The sequence below is a fragment of the Streptomyces beihaiensis genome (assembly GCF_026274175.1).
Taxonomy (GTDB): Bacteria; Actinomycetota; Actinomycetes; order Streptomycetales; family Streptomycetaceae; genus Streptomyces; species Streptomyces beihaiensis.
In genome coordinates, this window is the sequence record NZ_JAPHNL010000045.1 from 1 (window position 1) to 16,721 (window position 16,721).

The following is a 16,721-nucleotide window of genomic DNA, read 5'->3' on the forward strand; positions in this document are numbered from 1 at the left end:
TGATCACCGACGTGTTCCCGGAGAACGTGAGCCGCCGCACCGTCCCGGCCAGTGCGGTCGGGCTGCCCTGTGCCGAGCCGACGTGGCGGCGGGGTGCGGTGCGGAGGCGGGAGCGGACGGCGGTGCGAACGCGGGCGGCTGTGAGGTCTGCGTCGGCGGCGCGAAGCCCGGCGCGCCGGCCTGCGGCTGCGCGGCGGCGGGCTCCTCCTCGGCCACCTCCCCGCCGAAGTTCTTCAGCAGCGCCTCCAGGCCGCCGTCGAAGCCCTGCCCGACGGCCGCGAACCGCCAGACGTCCTTGAGGTAGAAGTCCCCCAGCATCACGGCCCGCTCGGTGGTGAACTCGGCCCCCTGGAACGAATAGCGGGCGACCTCCTCACCCCCGGCGACGATCCGGATGTAGCCGGGCGCCACCTGCGACATCTGTCCGGCGCCGTCGATGGTCGCGGTGAACGACAGCTTCCGGACGTGCGCGGGGATCTTGTCGAGCGTGACCCGGAAGGACTCCGTGTCACCGGCCTGCGCGCCGAGCAGCTGGACGGAGTCGTCCGGCGTCCTCGGCTGATTGAAGAAGACGAAGTACCGGTCGTCGGAGAGCCGTTCCTCGGCGTCCAGACCGAAGCAGCTGATGTCGAAGGTCAGGCCGGGACCGGCGATCTGCACGCCGACATACAGATCCGTCCCCGCGGTGAGGTCACTGAGCTTGGCCTTGTGGCCGCGTTGGAATTCCCTGGCCATGCGTAACGACCGTCCCCCATCCCGATGGTGATTGCGTCGCGCCAGGCTAACGGCAACCCGCGGTCGTGGAGGACGGCGGCACCCGCGTCGGTACCGCGCCGGTACAGAACCGTCCCAGAAGCCGGATCAATCGCCGCGCGCGGTCGGCAGATGCGGCAGCCGGTCGGCGGCGACCACTCCTTCGAGATACCCGCGGGCCCGCTCGGTGCGCGGATACGCCTCCAGAAGTCGCCAGAAGCGGGGCCCGTGGCCGGGCACCAGGAGATGCGCCAGCTCGTGCAGGAGCACGTAGTCGACGACGTACTCGGGCATGCCCTGCAGGCGGTGCGAGAGACGGATGCTGCCCTCGGCCGGGGTGCACGAACCCCATCGGGTGTTCTGGTTGGTCACCCATCGCACCGAGGCGGGCCGGGCCTTGCCGTCGAGGTACTGCGTCGAGAGCTGCTCGGCGCGCTCGGCCAGCTCGGTGTCGCCGAGGACCCGCTTGCTCTCCTGCGCGGCGAGCTTGTCGAGCATGACGCCGATCCAGCGCTTCTCCTCGGCCTCCGACATCCGCGCCGGGATGAGCACGACGGTCCTGTCGCTTTCGCGGTACGCGGAGACGGTCCGGCGCCGCCGGGCGCTTCTGCGGACCTCGACCGCACTCGTCCCCAGGCCGCCTGAGGGCGGGCTGGTCGTGCTGCGCTGCGTGTTCGTTGCACGGTGCAGTGGGTCGGCGGACACGCCCCGACGTTACCCGGTGAGCAGGGTCGAAGTCCCGCCTCCTGGGGCCTTCGGTGCGCTCCCGCGCCGCCACCGCTTGACTTGTACGACAATCACCCCTTGCCTGTGGACAACCTTCGGCAGGGCCGCGGCCGGGCCGGGCATGCTGGTCACCGCCGTTCGAGGTGAACGGCACGGCACGAGGCGGTACGGGGGACAGCCATGCATCCGATCCTGAAGCCGGCGCTGCGGCGCGGCTGGCACGACCTGAACACGGTGCAGTTCGGTATGACACCGGCGCACGCGGTGGTGCTCGGCCCGGTGGACACGGCCACCGGCAGCTTCCTGAACCTGCTCGACGGGACGCGCGGGGTGCCGCTGCTGCGCGAACAGGCACGCCGCATGGGGCTGCCCGAGGGGCATGTGGACGCGCTCCTGAAACGGCTGACCGACGCGGGCCTGCTGGACGACGCGGCGGGCGGTGGCCCGCCGACCGAGGAACCGCGCGCCCGGACACCGGAGACGGACCGGCTCCGCCCCGATCTGGCCGCCCTGACCGTGACCACTTCCGAACCCGCGGAGGGCGTGCGCAGACTGGCGGCCCGGCGGGCCATGCGCGTGCAGGTGCGCGGTGCGGGACGGGTGGGATCGGTCGTGGCCTCGGTGCTCGCGGCGGCGGGCGTGGGCCACGTGGACGTACGGGACGGCGGGTGCGTCGAACCGTGGGACGTGGCGCCCGGCGGGCTGCCCGCCCAGGCCGTGGGTGAGCGGCGGGACGTGTCGGCGCGGCGGGTGGTGCGCGCGGCGGCCGCGGCCAGGCCGCCCCGCCCGGACCGCCGCAAGGGCCCGCCGGGCCCGGGGGACGCTGAGCATCCGCTCTCCCTCGTGATCGTCGCACCGCGGGACGGCCTCGCGGTCCACTCGCCCGACCCGGCCGCGGCACAGGATCTGGTGGCGGCGGGCATCCCCCATCTGTACGCCGGGGTCGTCGAGGCGACGGGGGTGGTCGGTCCTCTGGTGCTGCCCGGCGGCACGGGGTGCGCGCGGTGCCTGCTGCTCGACCGCACGGACCGGGATCCGGCGTGGCCGCGGCTGCTCGCCCAGTGGAGCTCCGGGCGCGCCGTGCCGGTCCAGCCCTGTGACATCGGCCTGGCCACGGCCGTGGCCGGGCTGGCCGCCGCGCACGCGCTGTCGTTCCTGGACGGCGAGTTGCCGGCGAGCACGGGGGCACGCTGGGAGGCGTGCGCACCGGGCCTCGACTGGCACGCACGGGCGGTGTGGCCGCATCCGGACTGCTCGTGCGGTGCGGGTGAGGGACGCAACGGGCAGGAGACCACCGCGGATGACGAGCCGCACGACACAATGGCGGGGTAGGCGATGGCTGACGGCGTCATGACGCCCGGGCATGCGCGGCACATCTGTCCGGCACTAGGAGGGGTCCATGTCTGATCTTCCCCGGAAAGCGGTCACCCGTACCGCGAAGCTGGCCGCGCTACCGATCGGCTTCGCCGGTCGGGCGACCTGGGGCATCGGCAAGCGCATCGGCGGACGGTCGGCGGAGATCGTCGGCCGCGAGCTGCAGCAGCGCACGGCGGAGCAGCTCTTCAAGGTCCTCGGTGAGCTCAAAGGCGGGGCCATGAAGTTCGGGCAGGCTCTGTCCGTCTTCGAATCGGCGCTGCCGGAGGAGGTGGCGGGACCTTACCGGGCGACGCTCACGAAGCTTCAGGAGGCGGCGCCTCCGATGCCGACGCACACCGTGCACACCGTCCTCGAGGAGCGGCTTGGCGAGAAATGGCGTGAGCTGTTCGAGGAGTTCGAGGACAAGCCGTCGGCGGCCGCGTCCATAGGCCAGGTGCACCGCGGGGTGTGGCACGACGGTCGTGAGGTCGCGGTGAAGGTGCAGTACCCGGGCGCCGGTGACGCCCTGCTGTCCGACCTCAACCAACTCGGCCGTTTCGCCAGACTGTTGGGTCCGCTCATTCCGGGGATGGACATCAAGCCGCTCATCAGCGAGCTGCGCGACCGGGTCTCCGAGGAGCTGGACTACGGCCTGGAGGCACAAGCCCAGAGCGCTCACGCCGAGGAGTTCGCGGACGATCCGGATGTCGTCGTGCCGGGCGTGGTGCACCAGTGCGACCAAGTCCTGGTGACCGAATGGATGGACGGGACGCCGCTGGCGGAGGTCATCAGCAAGGGCAGCCAGGACCAGCGCGACCGGGCGGGTCAGCTGCTGGCCCGGTTCCTGTTCTCCGGCCCGGCCCGCACCGGGCTCCTGCACGCGGACCCGCACCCCGGTAACTTCCGGCTGCTGCCGGACGGCGAGGGCGGCTGGCGCCTCGGCGTCCTCGACTTCGGCACCGTGGACCGGCTGCCCGGCGGACTGCCGGAGCCCATCGGCCGGTCCTTGCGCATGACGCTCGACGGCGAGGCGATGGGGGTTTATCAGCTGCTGCGCGCGGAGGGCTTCGTCAAGGAGTCCATCGAGCTCGAACCGGAGGCGGTACTGGACTACTTGCTGCCGATCATCGAGCCCGCCCAGGTGGAGAGCTTCACGTTCACCCGCGCCTGGATGCGCAACCAGGCCGCGCGGATCGCCGATCCCCGCTCCCCCGCCCACCAGCTGGGCCGACAGCTCAACCTGCCGCCGTCGTACCTGCTCATACACCGGGTGACCCTGAGCACCATCGGCGTGTTGTGTCAGCTGGGAGCCGCGGTCCGGCTGCGGGACGAGCTGGAGGCGTGGGTACCGGGATTCGCGGCCGAGGACGGGGGCGAAGAGGAAGGCGCGGGGGACGAGGACTCCGGTGTGGAACCGGCGGCCGAAGCCTGATCACCACCAGTCGGAGTCGAGCCGCCCTTCGATGGCCCGGATGTTCTCACGGGCGCAGGCGTCACAGAAGTAACGGGGGGCGCCGCCCTCCACGGAGAAGGTCCAGGTCGGCGGCGGCCCCTCGGCCGTCGTGCCGCAGCGGGCACACACAAAGGTCCGCTGGTCCGGTTGCTGCGCGGAGTCCCCGCCAGGAAGAGACGTCACTCGGCGACGATAACCCGGCGCGCTCTCGGGCGCCGCTCACAACGCACCGCCGGGGGCCGGTCCGATGGGGACCGGCCCCCGGCGGGAGCAGCCGCTCGTTGCTGCGGCTCATGTCGACGGCGGTGTCACGGGTCGACGATGATCACTGCATGACGGCCATGGCGAGCGCGCGCCGGGCCCGCATCGACGCGCGCTCCGCGCGCCGCTGCATCCGGCGGGCGACCACCAGGTGCGTGACCTGCCTCTCGATGTCGGCTTCACGCAGGCGCTCGTGCATATGCGCACGGGCCAGCGCTTCTGGGATGAGTTGCATCTGACGGTTCCTGTTCTGGCGCGAGTCGTTCGCACCGCTGATGGTGAAGTCTGGGGTCGCGGAGCCTGCGGGCTCGTGGGCGGACGGCTTCATCGGGGCCTGCTTCTGGGGGTCGTGCGTCAGGGGGCGGTCGATCGTTCCTCGGATGTTCATGCCGCGACCGGGTTCTTGCGCGGACGGCCACGCGGCCGCTTGCGGGCCACGACGACTCCCTGGACGAACAGTTCGCCACCCCAGACGCCCCAGGGCTCACGCCGCTCCTTGGCGCCGGCCAGGCAGGCCTCCATGAGCGGGCAGGTACGGCAGAGGGACTTCGCGTACTCGACGTCGGCAGGCGACTCGGCGAAGAAGACCTCCGGGTCGTAGGCGCGGCACGGTACGGGCTCGCCGAGGTTCTCGATGGCGTCGTCGAGCGCGGTGAGCGCGGTCAGGGGGTTCAAGACGGAGTCCTTCGTGAGGCCGGGCGGGCAAAGAGGGTCTGAAGGCGGTACGGACGGGGCGTGCGCTTCGAGTTGCACGGTGTCTTCTTCCTCGTCTGGTCGTTCCGGCCGGTGGGCCGGGTGGCAGTGGTACCGGGTTCTTTTCTTGTCCCGAGGCCCCTTGGTTCCGGTCCCTCGGAAGATCGCTGGTTCTTCCGGGAAAACAGAAGGGCCGCGGATCCCGGATGGGGTTCCGCGGCCCTGAAGGCGCCGGCCTGATCGTCGATCAGACTGGATCACTCCAGGGTTCGAGCCCACGGAAGGCCCACATCGTGTGGTGCTGCGTCGTCTGCTTCCGGAATCCGGCACCGGCTGCCGCAAAGGCATAGGCATGGGCCTGTGCCGTCGCTACTGCTTCCGGTGCCTTGGTCGGTCGCTCATTGCCCTCGCGCATGGGAAGCGCCGCGAGAGGCAGGCCGGACTCCGGGCGAATGGCGATGAGACCAGACAGACCGGTGCCCGGGTTCGAGATGCCGAGCAGGCAGGAAGCGGCGACCGAACGATCGGTCATTTTGACGGTGCTGGTGGAGCTGCTGATGCTGATCACTTCAATCGCCTCCTCTCGGCGTCTCAGGGACCGGCGTGAACCGGTCCGACGGCATTCAAGTACAACACGAACCAGGGCCTTCGAGAAGGCCGCTGCTCTCGTGCTTAAGAACCTATGGGGCTTGCCGGGGCGTGCGCAAACTATTTTCTCGACGAGTTTGTATCAGTCGTCCCCGCGCCCGTTCGCATCCTCGTCACTCGCCACCTGACCTGCGCAGACGGCGAGCACATCAGATCCGTACGCCCGAAACTTCCGACGGCCGACACCCGGGATGCGGGACAGCCCGGCCTCGTCGTCCGGCTCGGCCTCGGCGATGGCGACGAGCGTCTTGTCGGTGAACACGCAGAACGCGGGCTGCCCGATGTCCGCCGCCGTGCGCGCCCGCCACTCCACGAGCCGCTCGTAGAGCCCCTCGTTCATGTCGGACGGGCAGTCCTCGCACCGCATCAGCTTCATCTCGCCAGCCTCGGTCAGCGTGCGTCCGCACACCCGGCAACGCGCCACCTTCCTGTTGGCTCCGCGCCGGGCGACGCCGAGCGGCTCGCGGGAGGCGGGACCGGTCCCGCGCTCGACACCGCCGCGGGCGCCGCCCGAACCACCGCCGACGACACCTCCGGAGCCCGGTCGCAGCCCGTCCAGGAACCGGGACGGCCTCCGGGAGGCGCGACCGCCGGGAGTCCGGGACAGTGCCCACGACAGGCTCAGCCGCCGCCGCGCCCGGGTCACTCCGACGTACAGCAGGCGCCGCTCCTCCTCGATCTGCTCGTCGGTCCTGGCGTAGCTGATGGGCATCATTCCCTCGGCGACACCGACCAGGAACACCGCGTCCCACTCGAGCCCCTTCGCCGCGTGCAGCGACGCGAGGGTGACACCGTCCACGGTCGGCGCGTGCTGCGCGCCGGCCCGCTCGTCGAGCTCCGCCACGAAGTCGGCGAGGGTCGCGGCGGGTCTGGACCTCCCGAAGTCCTCGGCGAGCCGGACCAGCGCGGCCAGGGACTCCCAGCGGTCGCGGACGGCACCGGAACCGGCGGGCGGTTCGGTCGTCCAGCCCTCACCGGACAGGACGGCTCTGACCTGCGAGGGCAGGTCGACGGCGTCGTCGAGACCGGCGTCGTTGCCCCCGAAGCGGGCCGCCGCGCGCAGCGAGTGCCCCGCCTTGCGCACCTCTGGCCGCTCGAAGAAGCGCTCCGCGCCGCGCAGCTGGTACGGCACGTCGGCATCGGCGAGGGCCTGCTCGTAGATCTCCGACTGTCCGTTCGTCCGGAACAGGATCGCGATCTCGCCGGCGGAGATCCCGGAGCGGATCAGTTCGCGGACGCGCCGGGCCGTGCCCTCGGCCTCGGTGGGCTCGTCGGCGTACTCCGCATACTCCGGCTCGGGGCCCGCCTCCCGCTGTGAGACCAGCTCCAGCCGGTGATCGGCGGCACGGCCGTCGGCTCTGGCCAGGATGCCGTTGGCCAAGTGCACGACCTGGGGCGAGGAGCGGTAGTCACGGACCAGTTTGACGACGGTGGCGCCCGGGTGACGGTTGCGGAAGTTGATCAGATGGTCGGGTGTGGCGCCGGTGAAGGAGTAGATCGTCTGGCTGGCGTCACCCACCACGCAGAGGTTGTCACGCTCGCCCAGCCACAGATCGAGCAGTCGCTGCTGGAGCGGGCTGACGTCCTGGTACTCGTCCACGACGAAGTGCTGGTACTGGGCGCGCACCTGCTCCGCGATGTCGTGCCGGTCCTGCAGGATGCCGACGGTGAGCAGCAGGACGTCCTCGAAGTCGATGACGCGGCGGTCCCGCTTCAGCGTCTCGTACTGGGCGTAGATCTGGGCGATCTCGGCCGGATCGCGGGGAGATTCCCGGCCGGCCTTGTGCGCCGCGGCGGCGTAGTCCGAAGGGACGGTCTGGGTGACCTTGGACCATTCGATCTCCGACGTCACGTCGCGCAGCTCGCCGCGGTCGAGGCGGACGCGGCAGGCCGCCGCGGCGTCGGCGACAAGCTGGACCTTGCGGTCGACGAGCCGGGGAAGCTCCCCGCCGACCGCCTTGGGCCAGAAGAACTGCAGCTGGCGCAGGGCCGCCGAGTGGAAGGTGCGCGCCTGCACGCCCCCGGCACCGAGTTGTCTGAGCCGACCGCGCATCTCGCCCGCGGCCCGGTTGGTGAAGGTCACGGCGAGCACACTGGCCGAGGGCAGGATCCCGGCGCGGACGCCGTACGCGATGCGGTGGGTGATCGCGCGCGTCTTGCCCGTGCCCGCGCCCGCGAGCACGCACACCGGACCGTGCAGGGCGGTCGCCACGGCGCGCTGCTCGGGATCGAGCCCGTCGAGCACCGCGTCGGCCGATTCCGGGGCCTGCGGGAACAGGGTGGAGTGCGTTGCTGCTGTCACGCCGCCATGCTGCCAGGTCCTGGGGGGCGGATGCGTCGCGTTGTCCACAGGCGGCGGGTGTTAGTCATACGAACACGGCTGCGTCGCGGGAATGGCCGCTGTCTCGCGTATGTTCGACTCATTGCGAACACGCACCCCAGCCACCGAGGAGAGCGAAGAACATGCCGGGAACTGTGACCATGTACAGCACCACGTGGTGCGGCTACTGCCAGCGGCTGAAGAAGCAGATGGACCGCGAGGGCATCGCGTACACGGAGATCAACATCGAGCAGGACCCGGCGTCCGCGGCCTTCGTCGAGAAGGCGAACGGTGGAAACCAGACGGTCCCGACCGTTCAGGTAGTTCCCTCCAACGGTGGTGCTGAGGTCGTCATGACGAACCCGAGCCTTGCCCAGGTGAAGCAGGCGCTCAGCGCCTGACGACCCGCTCCCCACCGTACGCAGAGTGACCCCCGTCATCGAGTTCCACGGGGGTCGTCTGCTGTCTTGCCCACGGGCTGTGCTCTCTGCCGTATGTTGGCCAGCGCTGCGCGTGTCCGCAACGGCAAGAGGCTGTGAGCCTGTCTGTCGCTGTGCTCTCGCCTGACTGCCAGGGGCACAGCCTGTCAGCCGCTCACGCTGGTGCACAGCCGTCGCTTGCCACGGGACACGGGCCGCCGGCCAGCCTCTCGACGGCGGAGGAGAGGCAACGGCGAAGGGGGTGGGGTATGACCCCTTGAAGGGGCCTTGCTCGACCGCCGTGTCTCACCGGCTCAAATCCTGCCACGGTTTCAGGGCCTTTCAGGCTGGCCTGTACTCCAGCCGGCTGAGGCGTAGAGCCTGGTCAAAGGCACGACGGTTCGACGCTGACCAACCCCTCGCCGGCCCAGGTCAAGCAGAAGATCGGCGCCTGAGCCGGCCGCTCAGAGCGCGTCGCTGGGCTTCGGCAGGGGCTTGCCGTACCAGAGTTCGATCAGGCGGGCCGCGATCGAGATGCCGTAGGGAGGCATGACCTCCCCGGACTCGAACGCGGCCCGCAGTGCGTCGCGGGAGAACCAGCGGGCCTCGTGGATCTCGTCGCCGTCCACGTTGATCTCCGTGGAGGTGGCCCGCGCCATGAAGCCGAGCATGAGGCTGGACGGAAACGGCCAGGGCTGGCTGGCGACGTACTCGACGTCACCGACGACGACTCCCGCCTCCTCGAAGACCTCGCGGCGCACCGACTGCTCGATGGACTCACCCGGCTCCACGAAGCCCGCGAGCGTCGAGAAGCGGCCCTCCGGCCAGTGCACCTGGCGGCCGAGCAGAATGCGGTCCTGGTCGTCCGTGACGGCCATGATCACGGCCGGGTCGGTGCGCGGGTAGTGCTCTGCCCCGCAGGCCGGGCAGCGGCGGATGTGGCCCGCGGCGGCAATGACGGTCCGCTCCCCGCAGCGGGAGCAGAAGCGGTGCAGGCGCTGCCAGTTCTCCAGGGCGACGGCGTGCACCATGAGCCCCGCGTCCCGGGGCGAAAGGAGCAGCCCCGCCTCGCGCAGCCCGGCCGCGCGCGCTGACTGGTCCATGCGTCCCGGAAGCGCGTCCTTCTGGAGAGCGAAGTAGCTGACGCCGTCCTCGTCGGTGCCCAGGAAGTAGCGGTGGGCCTCGGTGAGGGGGGCCTCGAAGGACGGCGTCATGACCAGTTCCGTGGTGCCGTCCGCCGTCTCGTCGATGAGCGCCTGGCCACCGGAGACCACGAAGACTCGGGTCGTGGGGTGGCTCCACGCGGCGGCGAGCCATGCCTCGTCCAGGCGGTGATGGGCGGCGCGGTCGATTCCGCTCGGCGCGGCGAGCGAGAGCGGGCGGCCCCCCGTGAGGTCCGCGGTGCGGTCGGTCCAGGTGGTCACAGGTGCTTCCAACTCCCCCGGTGGAATGGGTGGTTCGACGGGTGGTTCAGCGGGACGCCGGGCAGGGCGGCCACAGGCTGGTTCGTTGCGTGCTCATCGTTCATCTGCCCAGCTCTCCGCGAGGTCCCCCCACAGATAGGCGGTGGTTTCGACACCCTTCATGAGGAGGTCGAGTTCGACCTTCTCGTTCGGTGCGTGCCAGCCGTCGGAGGGCACGGAGATGCCCAGGAAGAGCACCGGGGCGTCGAGCACGTCCTGCAGGTCGGCCGCCGGGCCCGAGCCGCCTTCGCGCGTGAAGCGGATCTTCTGCCCGAATGCCTGCCCCATGGCGCGTACGACGGATTGCAGCGCCGGGTGGTCCAGCGGCGTCAGGCACGGCCGGGTGGCGCCACCGAAGCTGATCGTGTGGCTGATTCCGGCCGGCAGCTGATCGGCGACCCAGGCGGCGACGGCCTTCTCGACACGGTCCGGCTCCTGCCCTGCGACCAGGCGGAACGACAGTTTGAGCTGGGCGCGGGACGGCACGATCGTCTTGCCGCCGGGGCCCTGGTAGCCGCCGCCGATGCCGTTGACCTCGGCGGTGGGGCGGGCCCAGATGCGTTCGAGAGTGGTCAGTCCGGCCTCTCCGTGGGTGGCGTGCGACTTGGCCGTGCGCAGCCACTGGGCCTCGTCGAAGGGCAGCTCGGCGAAGAGTGCGCGTTCGCGGTCGGTGAGCTCCACCACTCCGTCGTAGAAGCCGGGGATCGCCACGCGCGCGTGCTCGTCGTGCAGCGCCGCGACGAGCCGGGCGGCGGCCGTGGCGGGGTTGGGGACGGCGCCGCCGAACGAACCGGAGTGGATGTCCTGGTCGGGCCCGCGCAGTTCGACCTCGCAGTCGACGAGCCCGCGCATTCCGGTGCAGACGGTGGGGGTGTCCTCGGACCACATGCCGGTGTCGGAGACGATCACGGCGTCGGCGGCCAGGCGCCCGCTGTGTTCCTCGACGAGCGCCCGGAAGTGCGGGGAGCCCGACTCCTCCTCCCCCTCGATGAGGAGCTTGAGGTTGACCGCGGGGGCCCTGCGGCCGGTGGCGGCGAGGTGGGCGCGCACGCCGAGTGTGTGGAAGAACACCTGCCCCTTGTCGTCGGCGGCCCCGCGCGCGTGGAGGCGGTTTCCGAGGACGACCGGCTCGAAGGGGTCGGTGTCCCAGCCGTCCTCGCGGGCGGCGGGCTGCACGTCGTGGTGCCCGTAGACGAGGACCGTGGGCGCGTGCGGGTCCCCGGAGGGCCACTCGGCGAACACGGCCGGGGCGCCGGGCGTCTGCCACACCTCGACGGTGGGGAAGCCGGTCCCGGCCAGCTTCTTGGCGAGCCAGTCGGCGCTGCGCCGCACGTCCTGGGCGTGCGCGGGCTGGGCGGAGACGGAGGGGATCCGCAGCCACGCGGCGAGGTCGTCGAGAAACTCCGCACGGTGGTGCTCGATGTACGCACGGACCGTGCTGACGGCGCTGTCAACGGGCTTGCTCATGCTCACGAGCCTAGCCCCCTGCCACCATGGCCTCGTCCGGCGGCTCCTCCATGGCCCCCCGCGGCCGCGTCGGGCGGCTGCGGCTCTTCGGTGAGGAGTCGCTCCAGCTCGGTCCTGCCGGGCAGCCGCCGCGGGCGGACGGTGTCTCCTGTCCGTACGTACAGGAAGACCGCGCTCACCGCGTCCGGGGGAACTCGCTGCTGTTCGGCCCAGGCGAGCCGGTAGACGGCGAGCTGGAGGGGGTCGGCGTTCTGCTGGTGGCCGGTCTTCCAGTCGACGATCTCGTAGGTGGCGCTCTCGCCGTCGCCGTCCTTGTAGACGGCGTCGATACGGCCGCGGACGACTCGGCCCGCCAAGGACAGCTGGAACGGGTACTCGATCCGGTACGGGGTCCGGGAGGCGTACGGCGTGCGCTCGAAGGCTTCCTTGAGGGCTTCGAGGTCGTGCTCGTCGGCGATCTCGGCGTCGCTGCCCGGAATCTCGTCCGGCTCGAGCAGGGGCAGGGGCAGCTCCTCGAAGCGTGATTCGACCCAGGCGTGGAAGCGGGTGCCTCTGCGGGCCGCGGGCTGCGGGGGGCTGGGCATGGGGCGGGCCAGCTCGCGTGCGAGGCCGTCCGGGTCGGCGGCCAGGCGCAGCAGCTGGGACGCCGTCAGGGAGTGCGGGACCGGCACGTCGTGCACGGCGGTGCGGGCGCGCAGCAGTTCGCCCGTGAGGGCTTCCAGGTCGCGGTCCCAGGAGGCGATGGTGCGGGCCTCTTCCGGGGTGAGTTCGTTCCCGGGAACGGGCGCGGGGTGCGGTATGGCCGGTGTCGCCTCGTGGGGCGTCGTGGCGGGCACGCGCGCGTGGGGCGGCGACGCCGGGTGCGGCGCGGGGGCCGGGGGGCGCTGCGTGGGCAGGTCGTCCCAGTCGGCCGGGTCGGCGGTGAGGTACTCGTCGTGGGCGGGCTCGTCGTCTTCGGGGGGCGGCGGCCAGTCGGGGTCCTCGAACGGCGGCTCGTCGGCCGCGGCCGGGCGCGTCGACGCGGCGGCGGGCGTCCGCGCGGGGTCGTGTGTTCCGTCCGGGCCGGTGGCGCGGTCCAGGTGGGAGAGGACGGTGGCGGCCGCGGCGCGGCGGCGGGCGAGCGAGGTCTCGTCGAGCGGGAGCGGCCAGGTGTGCTCGGCAGCCGTCTGCGCCAGGGCGGGGTTCTCCTCGTCGTCCGCCGGTTCGTCCGCCCATGCCTCGATCTCGCCGTGTCCCGCCACGCAGTGGTCGTACAGCGTGTGCAGGAAGTCGGAGGGGCCGCGCTTCTTCTTCTGGGACGGCCCCCACCAGTGGCCGGAGCCGAGCAGCAGCTTGCGGGGGCGGGTGAAGGTGACGTAGCCCAGGCGGAGTTCCTCGGTGTGCTGGTGCTCCTTCATGTCGGCGTGGAATGCCTTCATGCCCTTGGAGTCCCAGCCGGCCACGTCGGGCAGGGTGGCGGCGTCGCCCCGCAGGGAGTGCGGTAGGACCTTGCCCTGGGCGGTCCACTTCTCGCGTCCCTGTGCGCTGGGGAACGTGCCGTTTACCAGGCCGGGGACGGCGACCACGTCCCATTCGAGGCCCTTGGACTTGTGGGCGGTGAGGACCTTGACGGTGTTCTCGCCGCCCGGCAGCGCGTTGTCGAGGCCCTTCTCGTACTGCGCGGCCGTACGCAGGAACCCGAGGAACGCGAGCAGGTTCGCGGAACTGTCGTCGGCCGCGAAGGACGCGGCGACGTCCAGGAAGTTGGACAGTGTCTCGCGGCGGCGGGCGGCGAGCGCGTGCGGGGACGCCGAGAGCTCCACCTCGAGGCCGGTGACGGCGAGGACGCGGTGCAGGACGTCCATGAGCGGGTCGGACAGCGAACGCCGCAGCTCACGCAGTTCGGCGGCAAGTCGCGCGAAGCGCACGCGCGCGTCCGGTGAGAAGGACAACCCGTCGTCGTCCCGGTCGGCCTGTGCGGAGGTCTCCAGGAAGGTGTCGAGCGCGTCGGCGAGCGATATCACCTCGGACGGGTCGACTCCTTCGACCGCTTCGGCGAGGCGTCGGTCCGGATCGTCCTCGTCTCCGACGCGCGCGTGGGAGACCAGGAGCCGCGCCCGCCGCCCCAGCAGGGCGAGGTCGCGCGGGCCGATGCGCCAGCGCGGGCCGGTCAGCAGCCGCACCAGCGAGGCGTTGGCGCCGGGGTCCTGGAGGACCTCGCACACTGCCACCAGGTCGGCGACCTCCGGAAGGTGCAGCAGGCCGGAGAGGCCGACCACCTCTACGGGGATGTCGCGGGCCACCAGAGCCGCCTGGATCCGGGCGAAGTCGGCCGCGGTGCGGCACAGTACGGCGATCTCTCCGGGGGCCTGGCCTGTGGCGACGAGGTGGGCGACGGAATCGGCGAGCCAGTCGATCTCCTCGCTGTGCGTGCGCAGGAGGGCGCAGCGCACGACGCCGTCCTGTTCGGCGCCGGGCGCGGCCCGCAGGGCCTCCACGCCCGCGTGCAGCGCGCGCAGTGGCTCGGCGAGCCCGTTGGCGAGGGCGAGGAGCCGGCCACCGCTGCGACGGTTCTCGCTGAGGGCGAAGCGGGTCGCCGGGCGGCCGTCGGCGTGGGGGAAGTGGTCGGGAAAGTCGTCGAGGTTGGCGACCGAGGCGCCACGCCAGCCGTAGATCGCCTGGCAGGGGTCGCCGACGGCGGTCACCGCGTGGCCCGTACCGCCGCCGAACAGGGCCGCCAGCAGGACGCGCTGGGCGACGGAGGTGTCCTGGTACTCGTCGAGCAGGACGACACGGAACTCGTCACGAAGGATCTCGCCGACCTCGGGTCTGTCGGTGGCGAGGGTGGCGGACAGTGCGATCTGGTCACCGAAGTCGAGAACGTCCCGGGCCCGCTTGGCCTGCCGATAGCGGTCGACCAGCTCGGCGAGCTCGAAGCGCGCGGCGGCGGCCTCCGGGACCTTGCGCAGGTCCGCGTTGCCGAGTTCGACGCTGTCGAGCGTGCGCAGCAGCTCACGGTCGTACGCGCGCAGCGCGTCGGGCCGCACCAGGTGCTCGGCCAGCTCCGCGTCGAGGGCGAGCAGATCGCTGACCAGGTCGGCGAAGGAACGGGTCAGGGCGGGGTAGGGCCCCGGTGCCTCGCGCAGCACGCGCGCGGCGAGCTGGAAGCGGGTGGCGTCGGCGAGCAGCCGTGTCGTGGGTTCGAGCCCGATGCGCAAACCGTGATCGGTCAGGAGCCGCCCGGCGAAAGCGTGGTACGTGGAGATGACCGGCTCGCCCGGCGGATGGTCGGGGTCGATCGCGTCGGGGTCGGTGACGCCCGCCTCGATCAGGGCCTTGCGGACCCGCTCGGCCAGTTCGCCCGCCGCCTTGTTGGTGAAGGTGAGGCCCAGGACCTGCTCGGGTGCGACCTGTCCTGTGCCCACCAGCCAGACCACGCGCGCGGCCATCACCGTGGTCTTGCCGGAGCCGGCCCCGGCCACGATCACCTGCGGGGCGGGCGGCGCGGTGATGCAAGCCGTCTGCTCCGGGGTGAACGGGATGCCCAGTAGCTCCTTGAGCTGCTCGGGGTCGGTGAGGCGTGTGGTCACCTCATCGAGGCTAACGGGCACCACTGACAGCACCGGTGGCACCGGTCCTTCATCCCCGGTGGAGGCGCACGTCACGTACGCCCGGCCTCACTCGACGACGTGTCCGCCCTCGGGGCGCGCGCTGCAGGAGGACCGGAAGGCACAGTGGGTGCAGTGCTGTCCGGTGGTCGGCACGAACCTTTCATCGAGCACCTTTCCGGCCGCGGTGGCGAGGAGCTCGCCCACCCACTCCCCTTCGAGCGCGTCCTGGGCCTGCACCTTGGGGAGGGCCTCCCCGCCGTTCTTCTTGGCGGCGCCCTGGCGCAGCTGGACCAGTTCCGCGCCGCCGGAGGCCGGGCGTACGCCCTCGAAGGCGGTGTCCACGGCGCCCTCACGCACCGCGAGCTGGTACACGGCCAGCTGGGGGTGGCGGGCCACGTCGGCGGCGCTGGGCGCCTGCTTGCCGGTCTTGAAGTCGACGACGTAGGCGCGGCCGTCGGTGTCCCGCTCGACCCGGTCCATGGAGCCGCGGACGCGCACCTCGTAGTCGCCCGCTTCGAGGGTCACGTCGAAGCGGTGCTCGCTGGCGACCGGAGTACGGCCATCGCGGTCCATGACGTGCCATTGAAGGAAGCGTTCGAGCGCCACGCGCGCGTTCTCCTTCTCCTGGACCGACTTCCACGGGGCGTCGAAGGCGAGCGCGTCCCAAACGGAGTCGAGCCGCTCCATGAGGACGTCCAGGTCCGCGGGGGTATGCCCGGAGGCCACCTCGTCGGCGAGTACGTGCACGACGTTGCCGAAGCCCTGGGCGGTGCTGGCCGGGGCTTCGGCCTTCACCTCGCGGCCGAGGAACCATTGCAGCGCGCACGTGTTGGCCAGCTGGTCGAGGGCGCTGCCGGAGAGCACGACGGGCTTGTCACGGTCGCGCAGCGGAACCTTGCTCCGTGTGGGTTCGTACATGCCCCACCAGCGGTACGGGTGGGCGGACGGCACGAGAGGTCTGCCGTCGTCATCGCTGAGCGCGGCGAGGCGGGCCAGGCGGCGCGCCGCGGCCTCCCTGAGGGCTTCGGACACCCGGGGGTCCACGGTCGTGGACCGCAGCTCGGCGACGAGGGCCGCGACGGACAGCGGGCGGCGTGGGCGGCCCGCGACGGCCTTGGGCTCGACGCCGAGTTCGGTCAGGAAGCGGGAAGGCTGATCGCCGTCGTCGGCCGGTGCCTTCACGGCGGTGACCACGAGTCGCTCCCGCGCGCGCGTGGCGGCGACGTAGAACAGACGGCGTTCCTCGGCGAGCAGCGCGCCGGGGGTGAGCGGCTCGGCGAGGCCGTCGCGCCCGATGCGGTCGGCCTCCAGGAGGGAGCCGCGGCGCCGCAGGTCGGGCCAGAGTCCCTCCTGCACGCCGGCGACGACGACCAGGCGCCATTCGAGGCCCTTGGAGCGGTGCGCGGTCATCAGCCGTACGGCGTCGGGCCGCACGGCCCGCCCGGCGAGGGTGTCGGCGGCGATGTCCTGGGCCTCCACCTCCTCCAGGAAGTTCCGGGCGCCACGCCCGCCGGTCCGTTCCTCCGCGCGGGCCGCGACGGCGAACAGGGCGCACACGGCGTCGAGGTCGCG

The 16,721-nt window shown here is 71.7% G+C and carries 13 protein-coding genes and 1 pseudogene; 3 read left to right on the plus strand and 11 right to left on the minus strand.

What is annotated here, in order from left to right; all coding sequences use genetic code 11:
- Positions 1–54: 54 nt before the first annotated feature.
- Together OFY01_RS05955 and OFY01_RS05960 are read right to left on the minus strand one after the other, a co-directional pair.
- Positions 55–735, minus strand: a pseudogene (locus tag OFY01_RS05955) (TerD family protein); the annotation flags it as partial.
- Between the two features lie 126 nt (positions 736–861).
- Positions 862–1,458 (minus strand): M48 metallopeptidase family protein, encoded by a 597-nt coding sequence (locus tag OFY01_RS05960; RefSeq protein ID WP_266597016.1) that lies wholly within the window; start codon positions 1,456–1,458, stop codon positions 862–864.
- Positions 1,459–1,659: 201 nt separating this feature from the next.
- Here OFY01_RS05960 and OFY01_RS05965 point away from each other — a divergent pair, with 201 nt between their 5' ends.
- Positions 1,660–2,811: a ThiF family adenylyltransferase gene (locus OFY01_RS05965; RefSeq protein ID WP_266597018.1), complete on the plus strand. Its 1,152-nt coding sequence runs from the start codon at positions 1,660–1,662 to the stop codon at positions 2,809–2,811.
- A gap of 67 nt (positions 2,812–2,878) precedes the next feature.
- Positions 2,879–4,267, plus strand: a complete 1,389-nt coding sequence (locus OFY01_RS05970; RefSeq protein WP_266597020.1) for an ABC1 kinase family protein — start codon at positions 2,879–2,881, stop codon at positions 4,265–4,267.
- Here the strand turns inward: OFY01_RS05970 and OFY01_RS05975 are convergent, their stop codons facing one another.
- From OFY01_RS05975 to OFY01_RS05995, 5 genes are all read right to left on the minus strand, one after another.
- Positions 4,268–4,471 carry a hypothetical protein gene (locus OFY01_RS05975; RefSeq protein WP_266597022.1) on the minus strand — a complete coding sequence of 68 codons (204 nt, stop codon included), beginning with the start codon at positions 4,469–4,471 and terminating at the stop codon, positions 4,268–4,270. It lies immediately after the preceding gene.
- A gap of 142 nt (positions 4,472–4,613) precedes the next feature.
- Entirely contained in the window at positions 4,614–4,937 is a 324-nt protein-coding gene (locus tag OFY01_RS05980) for a hypothetical protein (protein WP_266597024.1), read from the minus strand.
- Positions 4,934–5,302, minus strand: coding sequence for a WhiB family transcriptional regulator (locus OFY01_RS05985; RefSeq protein ID WP_266597026.1), 369 nt, complete (start codon positions 5,300–5,302; stop codon positions 4,934–4,936). Before OFY01_RS05985 ends, OFY01_RS05980 begins: the two co-directional genes overlap by 4 nt.
- Positions 5,303–5,489: 187 nt before the next feature.
- Positions 5,490–5,810: a hypothetical protein gene (locus OFY01_RS05990; RefSeq protein ID WP_266597028.1), complete on the minus strand. Its 321-nt coding sequence runs from the start codon at positions 5,808–5,810 to the stop codon at positions 5,490–5,492.
- A 162-nt stretch (positions 5,811–5,972) separates the two neighbouring features.
- Complete coding sequence (locus OFY01_RS05995; protein WP_266597030.1) at positions 5,973–8,192, minus strand: ATP-dependent DNA helicase UvrD2; 2,220 nt, start codon at positions 8,190–8,192, stop codon at positions 5,973–5,975.
- Between the two features lie 161 nt (positions 8,193–8,353).
- Here OFY01_RS05995 and OFY01_RS06000 point away from each other — a divergent pair, with 161 nt between their 5' ends.
- Positions 8,354–8,611: a mycoredoxin gene (locus tag OFY01_RS06000; protein ID WP_266597031.1), complete on the plus strand. Its 258-nt coding sequence runs from the start codon at positions 8,354–8,356 to the stop codon at positions 8,609–8,611.
- Between the two features lie 482 nt (positions 8,612–9,093).
- Here the strand turns inward: OFY01_RS06000 and nudC are convergent, their stop codons facing one another.
- From nudC to OFY01_RS06020, 4 genes are all read right to left on the minus strand, one after another.
- Positions 9,094–10,053, minus strand: a complete 960-nt coding sequence (gene nudC / locus OFY01_RS06005; RefSeq protein ID WP_266597032.1) for an NAD(+) diphosphatase — start codon at positions 10,051–10,053, stop codon at positions 9,094–9,096.
- Positions 10,054–10,146: 93 nt separating this feature from the next.
- On the minus strand, positions 10,147–11,559 hold the full coding sequence (locus tag OFY01_RS06010) for a dipeptidase (protein WP_266597033.1): 1,413 nt from the start codon (positions 11,557–11,559) through the stop codon (positions 10,147–10,149).
- A 2-nt stretch (positions 11,560–11,561) separates the two neighbouring features.
- Complete coding sequence (locus OFY01_RS06015) at positions 11,562–15,128, minus strand: ATP-dependent DNA helicase (RefSeq protein ID WP_266597034.1); 3,567 nt, start codon at positions 15,126–15,128, stop codon at positions 11,562–11,564.
- Between the two features lie 87 nt (positions 15,129–15,215).
- The coding region (locus OFY01_RS06020; protein ID WP_266597036.1) for a UrvD/REP family ATP-dependent DNA helicase at positions 15,216–16,721 on the minus strand (1,506 nt) is incomplete at its 5' end.